16 protein-coding genes are annotated in these 16,248 nt (G+C 36.2%); 8 read left to right on the top strand and 8 right to left on the bottom strand.

Features of this window, described 5'->3' with window-relative positions; genetic code table 11:
- Window positions 1–35: 35 nt before the first annotated feature.
- The 6 genes from EO131_RS14130 to lepB form a co-directional block, all read right to left on the bottom strand.
- The gene (locus EO131_RS14130; protein WP_127023540.1) at window positions 36–2,126 is read right to left on the bottom strand and encodes a type IA DNA topoisomerase; all 2,091 of its coding nucleotides are present in this window, start codon (window positions 2,124–2,126) and stop codon (window positions 36–38) included.
- 537 nt (window positions 2,127–2,663) lie between these two features.
- A complete protein-coding gene (locus EO131_RS14125) occupies window positions 2,664–3,050 on the bottom strand; it encodes a hypothetical protein (protein WP_127023537.1) in 387 nt (128 codons plus the stop codon).
- Window positions 3,051–3,129: 79 nt separating this feature from the next.
- Window positions 3,130–4,524, bottom strand: a complete 1,395-nt coding sequence (locus tag EO131_RS14120) for a hypothetical protein (RefSeq protein WP_127023534.1) — start codon at window positions 4,522–4,524, stop codon at window positions 3,130–3,132.
- 93 nt (window positions 4,525–4,617) lie between these two features.
- Window positions 4,618–5,679: a helix-turn-helix domain-containing protein gene (locus EO131_RS14115; protein ID WP_127023531.1), complete on the bottom strand. Its 1,062-nt coding sequence runs from the start codon at window positions 5,677–5,679 to the stop codon at window positions 4,618–4,620.
- A gap of 354 nt (window positions 5,680–6,033) precedes the next feature.
- Window positions 6,034–6,189 carry a hypothetical protein gene (locus tag EO131_RS17195; RefSeq protein ID WP_164731701.1) on the bottom strand — a complete coding sequence of 52 codons (156 nt, stop codon included), beginning with the start codon at window positions 6,187–6,189 and terminating at the stop codon, window positions 6,034–6,036.
- Between the two features lie 593 nt (window positions 6,190–6,782).
- Window positions 6,783–7,937: a signal peptidase I gene (lepB, locus tag EO131_RS14110; RefSeq protein ID WP_127023528.1), complete on the bottom strand. Its 1,155-nt coding sequence runs from the start codon at window positions 7,935–7,937 to the stop codon at window positions 6,783–6,785.
- Window positions 7,938–8,317: 380 nt separating this feature from the next.
- On the opposite strand from lepB, the gene EO131_RS14105 reads away from it, so the two are divergent.
- The 7 genes from EO131_RS14105 to EO131_RS14080 all read left to right on the top strand — a co-directional run bounded on the left by EO131_RS14105 (window position 8,318) and on the right by EO131_RS14080 (window position 14,646).
- Complete coding sequence (locus EO131_RS14105; RefSeq protein ID WP_127023525.1) at window positions 8,318–8,974, top strand: ATP-binding cassette domain-containing protein; 657 nt, start codon at window positions 8,318–8,320, stop codon at window positions 8,972–8,974.
- Between the two features lie 75 nt (window positions 8,975–9,049).
- Complete coding sequence (locus EO131_RS14100) at window positions 9,050–9,754, top strand: bacteriocin fulvocin C-related protein (protein ID WP_127023522.1); 705 nt, start codon at window positions 9,050–9,052, stop codon at window positions 9,752–9,754.
- A 479-nt stretch (window positions 9,755–10,233) separates the two neighbouring features.
- Window positions 10,234–11,760, top strand: a complete 1,527-nt coding sequence (locus tag EO131_RS14095) for a hypothetical protein (protein WP_127023519.1) — start codon at window positions 10,234–10,236, stop codon at window positions 11,758–11,760.
- A 150-nt stretch (window positions 11,761–11,910) separates the two neighbouring features.
- Entirely contained in the window at window positions 11,911–12,801 is an 891-nt protein-coding gene (locus EO131_RS14090) for a hypothetical protein (protein ID WP_127023516.1), read from the top strand.
- A 75-nt stretch (window positions 12,802–12,876) separates the two neighbouring features.
- Window positions 12,877–13,566 (top strand): hypothetical protein, encoded by a 690-nt coding sequence (locus EO131_RS14085; RefSeq protein ID WP_127023513.1) that lies wholly within the window; start codon window positions 12,877–12,879, stop codon window positions 13,564–13,566.
- Between the two features lie 43 nt (window positions 13,567–13,609).
- Window positions 13,610–14,020 carry a WapI family immunity protein gene (locus EO131_RS17520; RefSeq protein WP_470295070.1) on the top strand — a complete coding sequence of 137 codons (411 nt, stop codon included), beginning with the start codon at window positions 13,610–13,612 and terminating at the stop codon, window positions 14,018–14,020.
- Window positions 14,017–14,646, top strand: a complete 630-nt coding sequence (locus tag EO131_RS14080; protein ID WP_127023510.1) for an outer membrane beta-barrel protein — start codon at window positions 14,017–14,019, stop codon at window positions 14,644–14,646. Before EO131_RS17520 ends, EO131_RS14080 begins: the two co-directional genes overlap by 4 nt.
- Window positions 14,647–15,091: 445 nt before the next feature.
- Here EO131_RS14080 and EO131_RS14075 read toward each other — a convergent pair whose 3' ends face one another.
- A complete protein-coding gene (locus tag EO131_RS14075; protein WP_127023507.1) occupies window positions 15,092–15,427 on the bottom strand; it encodes a hypothetical protein in 336 nt (111 codons plus the stop codon).
- 106 nt (window positions 15,428–15,533) lie between these two features.
- On the opposite strand from EO131_RS14075, the gene EO131_RS17190 reads away from it, so the two are divergent.
- Window positions 15,534–15,689, top strand: a complete 156-nt coding sequence (locus EO131_RS17190; RefSeq protein WP_164731700.1) for a hypothetical protein — start codon at window positions 15,534–15,536, stop codon at window positions 15,687–15,689.
- A gap of 122 nt (window positions 15,690–15,811) precedes the next feature.
- On the opposite strand, the gene EO131_RS14070 is transcribed toward EO131_RS17190, so the two are convergent.
- On the bottom strand, window positions 15,812–16,201 hold the full coding sequence (locus EO131_RS14070; protein ID WP_127023504.1) for a hypothetical protein: 390 nt from the start codon (window positions 16,199–16,201) through the stop codon (window positions 15,812–15,814).
- Window positions 16,202–16,248 lie beyond the last annotated feature (47 nt).

The raw sequence follows: 16,248 nt of genomic DNA, 5'->3' as shown, positions 1-16,248 counted from the left end.
GTAATATGTGCAATAGAATATTCAGCTGTAATATGTTATGTGTCAAAAGACAGCTTGACCTTGTGTGCATCATCCAGTACAAGCTTGGCCTCAAAGGCCTTTCCAGCTTTGCTTTTAAAACCTTTCAATTTCTTGGTTGCACCGGTGGAGATGAGTTGGACCAACTGCGAATCTGTCAACTTCTTGTTACAATGGCTCATCCAAACCGTAAAATCACATTGGGGATCCTGGTTCCATTGAGAGCAGTAAAAAGATTTCTTACCCTTTCGGATGTCTCCTGTTTGGCATTTGGGACATGAACCAAAGCTTTGGTTTCGCAATTGCTCTTCCGGGGTTTGCAGCTGTGCCACTTTTTGAGCAGCAGCAACCACCTGGGGAAACACATTCCGGACATATGTGGTGATGTTATCCATGAATGCTTCATAGGCCAATTCATTTCGCTCCACCCGTTTCAATTGGTATTCCCATTCCCCGGTCAGTTCCGGAGAAGCCACCGAAAGATTTCTCAGGGATTCAATAAATGCAATCCCTATTTCAGAAGGAATTAATTTGGATTTTTCTCGAGTGATATACACCCTTTTGATTAAGGTTTCAATGATGGAAGCTCGCGTGGCTGGGGTTCCCAATCCTCTATCCTTTAAACTTTCCCGAAGGCTTTTATCGGCAACGAACTGCCCGGCTGTTTCCATGGCACCCAAGAGGGAACTTTCCGAAAACAACGGTTTGGGTTTGGTCACCCCTTCATGGATGAAACCCTCCAAAATGGGAAGTTTTGTGTCTTTGGGGATATCGGGAAGGGTAATTTCTTGATCTGCTGCAGGGGATAATAAGCGCCATCCCTTGGTAGTGATTTGGGTACAGGATGCCGAAAACGAATGGTCTTGAATTTGTGTACTTAGTTTTCGTTGCGCCTTGATACAATCCGAAAGAAAGCTTTGATAAAACCGCTGTACGATCAACAGAAAAACGGATTTTTCGATGGCCCCTAAAACGGCTAAATCTATGGATGTACCCGTAGGGATAATGGCATAATGGTCGGAAATCTTGCCATCATTGAACACCAGATTTTCTGCAATATTCGCAATACACGCAATAGTCAAAGTGTCCGTTTGAGTTCCGTTAAATTCCAAAGAGGGCAAGCTGGAAAACACATTGGAAACATCCTCCTTTTGATTGTTGGCCAAATATTGGCTATCCGTTCTGGGATAGCTGATGAGCTTATGCTTTTCATACAGCGCTTGGGCAGCATCCAGAGTTTGTTGTGCGGTAAACCTATGTACTTTATTGGCTGTTCGTTGCAGGGTGGTCAGGTCATACAGTAATGGCGGTTTTTCCTTTACTTCCTTGTCCTCTTTATGGATGGCAACCGTTTGTCCCACCAGCCCATCCAAAAGTTGTTCCGCCTCGGCCCTGTCCTGAAATTTGGTCTCACAAGAAAGCGTAAAGGAATCCTGACCATGTTCCAGGTTGATTTTAGGAACATAAAACGGTTTGGATTGAAACCCCTGGTTTTCCAAGTATCGATCTACGATCAACCGCAAGGTGGCCGTTTGCACCCGACCGATGGATAAGGGCTTACTTTTCCCACTGGCCACGGTATACCCTTGGGTAAAATTGATACCGACCAACCAATCCGCCTCACTTCGTGCCTTGGCTGCAAAATAGAGTCGGTCAAATTCAGAAATCGGCCGAAGTTCGGACAATCCCTTTTTGATGGTAGCTACAGTCAAATCAGAGATCCATAATCGTTTGATGGGCATTTGCTTTGGGGGATGGACCAGTTGGAGGATATACCGAAAAATGAGTTCCCCTTCCCGACCCGCATCGGTGGCCACGATAATTTCGTTCGCATTTTGAAAAAGCGATTGAATGACCTTGAACTGCTTTTGGATTCCGGGGTCATCAGCAACCTGCAATTTAAAAGCATGAGGAATGAGGGGAAGATGGTCCAAGGACCAGTTTTTGAAACCATAGGCTTCCGGCATCGAAAGACCTACGAGATGTCCCAGTGCCCAGGTAACCTGGTACCCGTTGCCCTCCAGATAGCCATCTTTGCGAAGGTAAGCACCAACAACAGATGCAATGGTACGGGCAACACTGGGCTTTTCAGCCAGTATTGTTTTCATGGTGACGAGTAAATATGATTATTTGATAGCAACAATATACAAAATATATTCAATAGAATATTATATATATTGTAGTATTAGGAGCCCCTAGAGCCGTTGGCTTCCCCATAAAGGGAATTAGTCGCCCCGTCGATGCCCATCCAAATGCGGACAACCTGGACACCACCGGTTTTTGGAAGCATACCAACCTAAGTAGGTTTGCGACCGTATCTTAAAATCGTGGAGGGCTCCCTTGGGGATACCCGATTTTCAGAAAAAACAGGGCAGTGTCCAAAGGGTAGTACGCTACATTTGCCGTCGATGGCAGGTTCCCTTATGGGAAGAAGAAAGCCAATATCATTATGCCTCGCTGTCTTTTAGCGAAGGTCTTTGCCCTGTCCGGCAAAGATGGCCACCTCTTGGGCTGAGAGTTAAAAAGAAGTGTTCCATTTCTCAATTTAAAAAAAACTTCAACCATGCATTCATAAAACAAAATGCCGTCCAAAAGGCTTACTTGGACGGCACTCGTCATTAAAAAAATAATAAATTTTCTTGTCCCTATTTATTTAGCAAAAATGGAGAATAATCCCCACCATACTTTTTAAGCATTTTACTTTGAAAAGAAATGATTTTGTCATTTTCTACAATTAAAGGCAAAGTAATTTGATCATTACAGATAATAAAAAAGACCTGCTCATAGTGCGAATAATATTTTTCATATTGTTCAATGCTTTTCACATCGGATTTTTTGGCCTCTTCAAAAGTCAGCAAGTCATAGTCAAAATCACATCCTTTGTCCAATAGGCCCCTAATCTCTTTAAAATATTCTTTGAAAAAAATTAAATAATCAGGGTTGGACTTAACTTCCGTTCCTAAATCTAAATATTCTTCAATTTTTCCAACATCCCCGGAAACAATAATGTCATCCACAAATCTTTTAACCATGGTATTCGTCTGATTTGCACTACACCCTACTGTTAGAGTATATACGAAGAAAAAAATAAAATGTGTCATTGATTTCATATTAACATCCTTTATTGGTTTCAGGAGCGGCTCCTCCATTTTTATTGATAGGTTGACTTGAAGTTGAAGTTCGATTCAACAAATACTTCCCTAAAGTACCAGGATTAGATCCTCCTCCAAATGTCCATGAACCGTAGGCATCTGGTAAATTTAACCCTGCTTTATTACCTACTCCAATCGCGAAGTCAGTACAATTATAGGTATTCAAATCATAAGAACTTTGATAATTTTTTGCATAATTTAATATGTTGCCAAGCTTGGCTCCTGTGACTGTTGATGAAATACTTACGGTGTAGGGGTCTTTTCCATCATCACCCATTTTACTTGGGGAAGAGGTGCCAAACAGAGGCTTGATGTCATCACTGACAGGATAAAATCCGAATGTGGCAATATTACTTCCTTGCTGGATAGAAACGAAAGTATGTCCAACATATGATCCGACATGAGTATCTCCAGACCCCGGGTTTGGTTCGTTAACATATACTGTTATAGTAGCGCCTTGACTAGTCGTAAAGCATTCCAAATAATCATTCATATCATTGATTGGATTATCCGGGGAAAATGTAACCAGAATATCACCTGTGGGCGTCGTGGTTGTTCCGCCATCTCCAAAACCTGGTTCATTACCACCAATTTCGCCTCCACCGGAAGAACCCGACCCTGATCCAGACCCTCCAGTTCCACCGGACCCTCCATCCAAGGATTCATCCACATAAGTGGTACTATAATTGTTGGTTGTGGTTCCGCCACCTCCACTGCAACTCGAGGATATGTTCAATTCATAAACAAAAGAAGAGGCATTGCACTCACCTGGTGCATGGGAGTAACCAAAACTGCAGGTCCATCCTTCTGAAATTACTGGTTCACATTTTGCTGTGACATTACCAGTATTCAAAATGTCATCCAAATTTTTAAAATTTTGCTCAACAACTTGAACACTTCCCTGGTAGGGCTTTAAGGGATCAATTAACCAGTCAAAATTATCAGGCCTATACTCCAAAAGATGCCCCCTTACCAACTTTCCATTGGGGTTTGCAAATAGGACAAGGTTGTACAATGATCCTTCACTATTATTTTCAGGAATTGCTTGAATGGTATAGGAAGTTCCATGTTTCTTTGTAATCTTGACGATATTCGATTTAGCCAAAATATATGTGTCCTTCTGTTTTTTGCCGGATTCATCAATTTGATTGCCCTGAAACATGGACATGATTTCGTCGTGATGGGGGTCAAGTTTTAATTCTGATGACAATGTTTCCAACGAAATTTTTGAAGCAGAATAATTTGGATCTTGATTCTCAATTTGGTCCAAATCATTAAGGGGTTCTTCTTGACAGCCGACCAACAGCATCAGGGAGATAGAAAAATAAATGATAGTTTTTAGTGTTTTGATCATTTTTAGAAAGGTTTTAATGTTTCCTGCCAATTTCGGAACACAAAAGGAAGCTAAACTCCAAAAAATGTAGGAACCTTAATATTTCGGACCTTTTTAAAGATGTATAGACTTTCTAAATTCATTGGGTGTTTTGCCTGTATGTTTTTTAAACGCGGCAAAAAAGCTTGACTTTGAATTGAATCCCGCTTCAAGACCTATGGCAACATTCGTGTATTTATGAAAATCCTTGTTGCCCAGCATTTTTTTTGATTCTTCGACTCTTAGGTAGTTTATTAAATCATTGAATCCATTTTTTGAATATCGCCCCATAAGTTGAGATAAATAGCCCGGGCTAATGTCAAATAATTTTGCGACACTTGATAAAGTTAGATTGGGGTTCAAATACAATTTAGAAGTTTGAATTTCATTTTCAATTTTTTCGAAAGTGTCATAACCCCCTCTTTCTATATGTGGAATCGATATCGCATTATTTGAATTTAACTCTCTAATTCTGGCTCGTTCATTCAATGTTCTTATATCAACCAGTGACTTTTGACCAATGAAGTAGATTAAAATAGAAATTCCTATCCATAACGGATAATAGGCCTCAAGACCTGTTTGATCTCCTAGCCTAAAAGTGAATGTGACTATGACCCAAAAAAGAATAAGTATGGCGCCAATGTAAATGGTCTTTATAATCCAACCTGTCCTTACCTTATGGTCAATTTGGTCTTTGCCTCTTCTATAATTTTGCAAATGATACAATACCAAGCCAATCAGCATGATGTTAAAAACTATTGTACCCAGCTCGACATATACATGGTATTTATATTCATGATTTATGCCAGACCAATACTGATAAATTGTTGCTAAAAAAAATGGAGCAAATACTACAATTGACCATTTTAATTTTAATGAAATCAATTTGGTTAGGAAAATAAAAAAGAAGGGTATTATTAATAATTCAAATTGAACATATAGAAGGTCAGGAATTGAAATGTTGTAAACATCCCTTATCCAATATTGCAAATTGCTTAAGCTCAAAGACAAAACAGTCAATGCCAAAAACAGGGTTGCCTTATGACGAAAATTGGGGTTGATGATGGCTGTTATTGCAAAAACCAAACCATAAACAATACCAGAAAAAATAATTGTGTTGAATAAGTTGAAATTCAATTGAGGAGTGTGTTGTTGAAAAAAATTAAGTTAATGGTATATTCCAACAAATATAAATGTCAGATTTTTCAACTACAAATAGTGGTGTTATTTTTTCATGTAACAGTAAAACTCCCCGCCAAACTATCGCATACAGCATCGTGGTTAATTCATTTTCTAAATCAATCCTATTTATACAGAATAAACTTTTAGTAGAATACCCCTAAGCCTAGCAAAATATTTCAAGCAAAGATATGAAACAGGACTTAAAGGGTTTGACGCTATTTTGAGAAGGACAACAGAGGTAAGGTTCGTTGTTTACTCTTCCCAATCCGCATTCAAAGCCATATGTGCGGCCATTATAAAAATAATTTTTTAATCTCGTTCAGAAAGAATCTTCCAGTTATGACGAAATTCAGTTGGCACATATCTTTTCCAATCCTTAATATTCCCAATTATTTCAAAATCATCTTCATCAAAACCTCTTGAAGAAAAGCCATTCGCTTCTAAAAATAATTCTTCTATTTCCATAATTTGTTTCCCAAAGATAAATAAATTCCATCTCTAATATAAGATATATATACAATATTATATTGCTTTTATTATCAATATAAAGTGTTATATTTCAATGCAATAGCATTCACTAGTAGCCCTTAAAGAGGTTGTGCTTCCCCCTCTGGGGAGTTAGTCGCCCCGTCGATGCCATACCCATTGCCTGCTGCTTGGACACAACGGGTTTTTGGGAGCTTGCGACCCTGCCTTAAAATCGTGGTGGGTTCCCCTGAAGGTGGGATACCCGATTTTCAGGAAAAACATGGAAGTGGCCACAATGCTGCAGGCTACATTTGCTGTCGATGGGAGGCTCCCCCGTGGGGATCCAGAAGCCAACACATACATGCCCCGCACCCGTTCAAGTGATGGTCTTTGCCCTGTCCGGCAAAGATGGCCATGGCCACCCCTTGGGCCGAACGTCAAGAAAGGGGGCGGTTCCTATTTGTAGACATTTTCGTTCCAGGAAAAAACCGATATCCGGGAACGGCCACAAAATTTTGTAGATGTTTAGGGCTGCCGGCGCGAGCTGCAGCCTGGTTCCGGAAGCACTTTTTGTAGACAAAACAAAGGACTTAACGAAGCGGAAATACTGTTTTTCGGACTTTCCCTATAATTATATCTTCAGGTATAAATCCAAAAAAACGAGAATCAATAGAGGTAGTTCGATTATCACCCATTACAAAAAGATAATTCCTTTTAAACTGGTAGTGTTCAATCTGATGCCCATTTACATAATATTTCCCATCAATCTCCTCAATTATCTCGTTTTCATAATTGAGAATTGTATTTCTATAAATTTTATAGTAAAAAGGGGTAAGTGTAATTATCATACTCTTTTTTGGAACTACAAAAGGACCCATTTGAATTGATGTCCAGCTATTGTCATCCACTTCGGCGAAAACATTTCTTTTAGGATTTTGATATCCTTCAACTATTGCTGATTTTTCAATAAAACCTGAGCTCTTTAAAACCTCAATTTCCTCATTTGTAAATAAGCCAATAATTCTTCTTGACTTATCCAGAACAAGAAATCTATATCTGCTGAATCCTTTTGAGTCTGTATAGGAAAAAAACTTTTGAAGGTCAGATACTTCCAAAAAGTGCCTGTTCTTCGACAATGGTGGTTCTAAAATACCTTTTCCGTTAATAAAAACATTCCCCATCGAAATTAGTAAAGTATCTCCCCTAATTGCTATACAACGCTTGACAATATTGAACTTGTTTGATATTTCTAATATAAGAACATCATTACGTTCAAGCTGATCAGTGCCCTTTAATCTTCTAGTTGGATAATGTTCCAATTGTTTATTAATCTTCCGACTAAATTCATTTTTGAATATTAGACCAAGCCATGGAAACTGGGAAAGTCTTTGAGGAACAATGGGTCCAATTGCCAATTTATTCACCAATACATAATCTCCTGGATAAATTGTATTTTCCATTGAATTAGTTGGCACATAATATATATCTGCAACAAATAATTTGAAACAAAAAGCCAGGATGAAAAAGTAAATTGAAAAACCAAAGAGGAAAAAACCAACTTTATATGATTTCGCCCTCATTAACCTGAATACTAATATTTTAAGAAAAATAAAAAAGCTTACAATTCCAATAAATAACCAAATTGGGTAATAGAGTATTAGCAACACTAAGCTTATTATCAATAATAAATTTTTTATATATATTAAGAATCTATTGGATAAAAAATATGATTTTTCCTTAATCATAGTTCAGCTTTTTTGTTATTTGATTGTAATTTAAGTTTTAAACTATTACAAAGGAGTAAAATTATCCATCTTAGAATGTCATTATTACGAAAAATACGGGTGTTAAATATATTCTACCTGAACTATTTTGGAATTAGCTTTATAATAACAATCATTTACCAATATTTGGTTGTATTGAATGGATACAATGCTATATTTCAATTAATTGGAATTAAAACCTTTTTGGTACCCATTATTTTTCTCATCCAACTTGAAAGAAAAAAAAATGAATTCCTATATTTTAAAAACTTAGGTTTTTCAAAATTCAGTTTAGGAGTTTGGGCCTACATTATAGACATACTTATTTCAACATTAATGTGTTTGTTTATATTACTTTTTACATGAGTCATCGTTTAGAAGTTGATAGCGTAATTTTGGAATTCAATAACAAAAGGGTTCTCAGCGATATTTATTTGAAATCAGAGACTGGCAAAGTGACAGGAATATTAGGAAGAAATGGTTCCGGAAAAACTAGTCTAATGAATATAATCTTTGGTGAGCTAAATCCTATCAACAAATCGGTGAGGATAGATAACAAAACACTTTTGGGTTCTAGACGTAATCAAAAAGACATTAACTATTTACCTCAATATAACATTGTCCCTGACAATTATACATTCACAAAAGTTATTAATGATTTCGATTTAAACATTCATCAATTTATTGAACTATTCCCAGAATTTGAAAAATTAAGCTCTGTCAAATTTCGAGAACTTTCAGGGGGAATGAAAAGGATACTTGAAATATATGTAATTCTAAAAAGCAAAGCAAAATTTTCAATGTTGGATGAACCTTTTTCACATATCATGCCTAAACATGTTAAAACAATAAAGGGTCTTATTGTAGAAGTGTCCAAAACTAAAGGAGTCATCATTACTGATCATTTGTATAATGATATATTAGAAATATCCAACGAAATTTACCTTCTTAATAATGGAAAGATTTCTAAAATTGAAGATTATCATGATCTACAAAAAAAGGGATATATAAATACGTAAATACTTACATTGTAATAGGGTTTATTCGTTTTTTTTGTAATTTAAAGACGTATTTTTAACACTAAACCATTTACAATGATGAAGCTTCTTAGAATTTATTCGTTTTTCGTGTTCTGTTTATTTCTCCTTTTCACAAGTTGTGAGGAAGATGTATGCTACAGTTGTGATGAAACTGTTGATGCTTGGGCCCATGAAAATTTAACGACAATTAGTTTAATGTCTAGAATTGAACTTCAAAATTTAGACCTAGAAAAACAGCGTGCATCTTTTAGGACATTTTCACCGTCTAAGAAAAAGGAAATTTGGATTGACAAATTAAATCATGTCAAAAGCAAAGCCCAAAGTAATGATGAAATTCAACACCTAAATATTTTAAATCAATTTGTCGCAAATTTAGATTTTAGTACAACCCTCACGTCCGAACAAATTGATTATTTAGAAAATTGGTTTGCCGAAGGTGTACTAAAGTTTGAGTGGACGGGATATTATCGAATCAGTGCTTTTAAAATGCTGGGAGAAGTGACCAAGGAGGAAAAGGAGTTCAACGAGCAATATCTGGATCAAATATTGAGCTCAAATTATGAGGGGCCGAATTTGAAATTTCTGGATTTGATGGGAGTTAACTACGCTTATGCTCAATGTGACAGTGAATGGTGTGCTGATTGTACATTTCTAGGAGGCACTTGTCTTTCTGGATGTCAGCGTACAACAACCGGATGTGGGTGGTTGTTTCTACAGGAATGTACCAAAAATTGTTCACCGCCACCACCAGACATTTAAAATAAAAATTAGGAACAAAAATTATAGGAAAGGCAACGTTTTTATTCGTTGCCTTCTTCATTTTTCTTGAACTGTTTAACAAATACGGCCATGGCCACCCCTTGGAACGAACGTCAAGAAATGGGGGCGGTTCCTATTTGTAGACATTTTCGTTCCAGGAAAAACCGATATCCGGGAACGGCCACAAAATTTTGTAGATGTCCTGCGTTGCCGGCGCGAGCTGCAGCTTGGTTCCGGAATCACTTTTTGTAGACAAAACAAAGGACTTAACGAAGCGCGACGAGCAAAGATGTTAGGCAAGACCCAACGGGTTTGATGGTATTTTGTGAAGGACAAGCAAGATAAGGCCCAAACTTGTTCATTGAATTTTCCTACTTTTATAAATACTGATTAAATACATTGGTTTTATACCATATCGGGATTATATAGATGTATTTTATGCTTATATAAACAAATTGGCAAGTATAAAAAGACAAAAAATGAGAATAAAATATTTGTTAACGGCTTTTTTATTATTAATAATAAGCTGTTCTGAAAATTCTGGAGTAGAACAAAATACAACCCCAGAATTAAATTTAAGTTTAACAAATTTTGACACTAACACAGTGGGTCTAAATTTCAGTTTAAATGGAGACTTTAATCAAATTAAATTGATTTGGAATCTAAGTAACATTGTTGATGAGAATAACCATATTGGTAGTAAAGACTTAAATCTTAATAATACAGAAGCTACAGTTGAACAACTAAAACCTAACACAAACTACTATTTTAGAATTCAAGGCATCATAGATAATTTGGAATACTATAGTAACATAGTTGAAGTTTCTACTCTTGAATTAAGTTATTCTTTTAATTTATTATTTGATGAAGAAATATTATCAAATAATGGTAATAATTATATATCTGAAATAAAACAAATAGTAAGGACTAATGATGGCTTCATAATACTTGCGCAAGAAGAACAGTTTGCTAGTAATAATACTGCTATAAAAATTCTAAAATTTGATTTTAATTTTATTCTTATTTGGAGTAAAACTATTGATGAAAGCCCAAATCATCAAGATAACTTTGCTGGCCTATTAAATTTAGGTAATCAAAATTATATTGCTATTGCTCGTAAGTTTAATTATTCAAATTCTGGCCTTTATAATCATCAAGTATATGGATGTAAGTTTGACAATAATGGAAATATAGAATGGGTAAAAAATTACAGTTCCCTTTTAAATGATGCCAGCACAAATTTAGATTACACGATTGAATTTGAAAATAATTCAAATGAATTAAAAGTTCTATTTGCTGCCGATTCCACATATTATGGCTCAAATAATGATACATATGTTCGCGAAGTTATATTAAATGATAATGGCGATATAATCAATGAAAACATTATTGGTAGTAACTATGATTTTCCCCTATGGAAAATAAAATATGCTATAAATGGTGATTTTTATAATTATGGTAATGTCGATATTATTCCAAACGACGGTCTTATTACCTGGGATGCAATGCTAGAAAAATATACCTCAAGTAACAGTTTATTGTGGTCAAAAAATTATGGGAATTATGGAGCAGATGACTCTGCAGATAATATTTTTATAGAAAATGATGCGATAACAATAGTTGGCAAAAATGGTCATGAAAATGGATTTGATGGAGAATCACGATGGGTAATTCAAACCAATAACTCAGGAGAGATAAATTGGGATTTCAAAGAATCTCGGAATCAATTTATATACCAAGGAAAGGATATAACAGTAGATTCTGAAGGTAATTATCTGGCATTATTTTTTGATATTTATTACCCAGATTATCACGCATATAATTTAGCAACTTTAATAAAATTTGATACAAATGGAAATATAGTTTGGAAATATATTGATGGAGAAGACTACAATCAAGATAGTTTTCAGCCTAGCAGAGTTCTTGAGACCGAATTAAACAACTATACAATTTTTGGTATTAATGATGGGAGGTTATGGGTAAAACAAATAGAAGTTAATAATTAACGATTTGCCAACAAGGTATAAACTTAATAAGGGATGAAGACTTAAACCAAAGGCTGATTAGTGCCTATAAAAGAAGTTTTAAACCAAAAGTAATTGCATACAATTCCCTTGCTTAGTTTATACAAAACCGGATCAAAGTTCAAATAAACGATGGCGACTGACGGCACAAAAATAATTGATGGAGATAGGGCTCATGATACCTATTGGGGTATAATGGATTTATATGACAGTGAAGCTTCTCTAGAAATGATTATTGAGGAGTATCCATTAAAACCAATTGAATATTTAGACGATTTTGATTTGGAAGTATATGTTACTAGTTGTGGCCTTGCCTACTGGGAAATTGGGTTAATGACCCCAGATAGATTTGATTATATCAATGAAGTTATTGCAAAGAATGCATGTGTCGATGAATGGAGAAAGCTTTCAGAAAAGGAGGGTGCATCTAGATCTAGAGTACTTAAAAGCTTTGTTCGGAAAATCGGCAAGAATAATCCAAAAGTCAGGACGCCCAAAAAGTACAGGAAGATATCAAACTTTATTTTTGGTGAAAATGAAGTGTTGGGTTTTAAATTAAAGGATGGGAGCTATCGTGCTGCGATTTGCATGAAGATTCAACAATACCGAGGCAATTGTAATTATTGGTTTGTTCCAATAACATTTCAAAATTCAAATAAACCGCATCTTGAATCGATTCTGAGAGAGGATGTATTGGGTAGTAGAATAGGCTCTGGTTTTGATCGGGAGGAAACAAGAAAAATGCAACCTGGAATTGAAGTCGTATGGAATTATATTGGTGGTAAACCAAACTTCATGTTCGGGTTTGTTGTTGACGCTGTTGAACATAAGGACTTACTGAAATTCAAGCATCGTTTTGAAAGAATTGGTTACATCAATTTTCTTGAAGGTTTAAAAAGGCCTGGATCATTTGGGTATGCATTAAACTTTGAGCGACTTGAAAATCGATATCAAGATTTAGACAATGAAATCAGGATATTTAATTATGAAAAATATCCAATAAGCCTATTGGCAAGAAATTAGTTTTTAAATAAAGTTCAAATAAACGATTAAGGTCGAACCGATCAGGGATGTACAAAAGCCTTTACTAGGGGCGAAATGAAAAGAATAGTTATAATCATATTATTGGTGATGCATTCTAATTCCTTTGGACAAGAATTAGATGGTGTTTGGATGTCTTACAATAACCGAATCGTTGACAAAAATGAACAATATACCTCAGGACAGGAAGGCTTTATATTGGATTTTACGAACAACACCTTTGGACATATAGGTTCTGATTCCGTTGTTACGTTCAAAAGAAGAAAGAATACGTTAAGGATTGTTGGTTTTGATAAGCGAATACCAATAAAAGTATTCCAAAATGATTCCATAGAATTTCCGCCCAGCGGAAATATGATTAGTGTATTCCACAAATTGGATCTGGAAGCATCCCATGACATTGCAGAAAAAACAATTATTAAGTTCCTGATCCGCAATAAATTTGATTCTATGTATGAATTCTTAGACGTTGAATTTTCTAGTGAACAATTTTGGTTGGACAAAATGTTCGGCAGAAAGGAAGGGCGATTAAATTTGGTAAATAACACATGGAAGGATGATGATGGCTACTGGTATTTGAAAGAAATTAATAATGTTTACTTCCTAATTTTTGCTCCAGGGCAAATCGAAGAAAAGCACATCTTCCAAATTTTAGAAATGAACGAGAATAGAATGAAACTGAAACCGCTTCAGGATAGAGCATTTTATCCAAAGCGATTAACTGAACTAAGGCCAAGTATTAAATAAAGTCAACAAGTTCAAATAAACGATTGGCATATAAATTCAAGAAATGATTGAAGTTTGCGATATAATAGAGTTGAAGACAAACACCTCTTCTGAAAGGCTTTGCTTTACTACTAGGTATTTAGTTTATGCCAACTTCACCTTCGACTTATCAGTTTTGTCAGATAATTTTAGCGGGACTTCTCATTTTTGTGTTAGACGTGAACAGTTAGAGGAAATGTGTTCCAACTTGTCAAATATGTATTTGAAACTATTGGGGTCGACTATCTTGGAAGACAATGATTCTGATAGCTTTATAAAATTTGAAATTGAACCAAATGGTTGGTTAATTGTTAGCGGCCAAGTTGGTGGCACTCATGAAGACCACTCTGTAAGGTTTAAATTTCAGACTGATCAAACGAGTATCCCTCCTTTCGTCCAAGACTTTAATGAACTTTTGAAACATAGATATTCATGACCGCGCAAGAATTCATGTTTTGCTTTAAAAGTTCAAATAAACGATTATATAGAATGAAATTTTATAAAATCTTAGTCTTCTCGGCCCTATTTTTTTGTCTCACCTTCTCAGCAACCGCTCAGGAACCTTTACTTTCTGCTACTTTGAGTTATCCTGTGGTAACTGGAAATAACTATGGAAACAAATTTACGGGGGTTTTGGATTTGGGTTTTCAAATGCGACTTGTAAACACAGAACCTATGCATTTTGGCTTATCGGCAAACGCAGGTTATTTTACCAATTCCTTGGAAGCTGACCAACAATCTTTGAATGAATCTGCCTTGGTTTTTCAGCCGCGACTATTTGCTGAGCTAGATACACCTATTTTGTTTGGGTTTAGGCCGTTTTTGGGATTGGGATATACTTTCGTGAGGTCCGAAGAATTAGGAATATCAACCAGGACAACAGCTACTTTTACTTATGGTGGTTTAAACTTTAATTCAGGTTTGAGCTTAGATATAGATGATTATTGGTTTTTGCTATTACAATATGATACTATCAAATTTAAGAATGGTTATGCCCCAACGGTTGACATAAGTGATGAAGGAATGGCTTTGCTTAAATTTGGTTTGGGCATACGTTTTTAGCCAATTTTAATTCAAAAAGCAAAACTTCTACTTTCTTATTAGTTTTCATATTTTGATAGGCTTACCTAATCATAGTAGCCCTTCCAAGTGCCTATAAAGGAGATAGAGAAAATCTTTATCCATACTACTCGAAATTAGGCTTGGTGTTAGCTTTAATTTTCACTTTAATGTGCTTTTTTTGATTCTACTATTTAAGATTTTTTAATGGTTACTGAATCAAGTCAACCAAAGCCAATCGGTAAGTTATTGAAAATTCCTACATTTATAAAAGTTCAAATAAACGATAAACTACTTTCCGTAAATAAAACCTACTTTATCCATTACTACAGCAAACTTAACGAGGCTTGGCGAGCAAAGATGTTAGGCAAGACCCAATGAGTTTGCCGGTATTTTGTGAAGAACAAGCAAGGTAAGTACTAGCTATTAAAGTGGGTTGAAAGCGCCTTCAATCCAGGTGTCCATAATGTGAGAGGGTATATGCCAAAAACCTTCCTTTATCGGGATACGAAATACGGTAGTCATATTTCGGGTTCAGTGCAAAGGTTAATAAGAGCTTTCCCGAAAAAGGCCATTGACCCACCTGGTACATAATCGAGCAATGTTGTTTTTGATCCAAAAACAATGTACACTCCGATTGTATCCGTTCCCAATCCAATCCATAGCCTTCACAGGAATTTTTCAAATGAAAAAGCACAGGTTCTGGAATGTAATCCAGGATTTGTGTTCCGGTGATGATTTGTCGGCCCAGGGCATCAATTTGTTTCGGTTTCTTTTCAAACATGGGAAATGATTTTTGAGTACATAAAGTTAGCCGAAAAAACATTTGCCGGAAAGCCTGGGAAGAATAACGTTGTCGAGTTGGAGCCTGCGAGAACGAAAACAATGTTATGAGCGGTCCCGAGGGGGTTGTAACGAATGGAGCGAAAGGCTTTGAGGGTTGCTGGGGTTCCGGCACACGAAAGTTCCTGAAGATGAAAAGAGGCCACAACTCCCGCAGGGACACGGCCATTGCATCAGGGATAGGAGCGGAAATCCATTTTTAGGAGGTTTTTTAGCGAGTTTAAACGAGGAAGCGCCAAGAAGCTACCGCAGTCACTAACGAGGCTTAAAACGACCTAAAATGATTGTAGCGATAGCCCGCTTGGATGCCCACATCTCCCAAACTTTAAAGTTTGTACACAGGAAAAGGGAAAAGCATGATGGCCATGTAATCGGAATTTACCCTATCGCCAGCAACCTTGAATTCATCATCGATTTTAAAAACCGCAAAGAGTGCGTTCTTGCTAATCAATCCAGTGTCCACATGCCCAACCATATCTTCACCAAAGAATTTGGCAATATCCTTATCTGTTGATTCCTCCAATTTTTTTGGGGCGGACCATTTCCCGTCTTCAAACAATTCAGCCCAATATTGGCCGTCAGCCTGTGAAATACGAAAATTAGGGTTTCCATCGGGCTCACTGGCGTATACGCCGATTAAGGGATTCGAGGCACCTGCGGAACAATTAAGAAATAAAAAGGTCAGGAAAACCCAACCAAGAAGTTTTGCTTTCATAAGTATAGAATTAAGTTAGTAAGATGTATGGGGACAATTCAAATATA

The organism is Flagellimonas beolgyonensis, from assembly GCF_003992615.1.
In the GTDB taxonomy this organism is placed as follows: Bacteria; Bacteroidota; Bacteroidia; order Flavobacteriales; family Flavobacteriaceae; genus Flagellimonas; species Flagellimonas beolgyonensis.
Note: the sequence above shows the minus strand (reverse complement) of the source record. Positions and strands in the feature narration are given on the sequence as shown.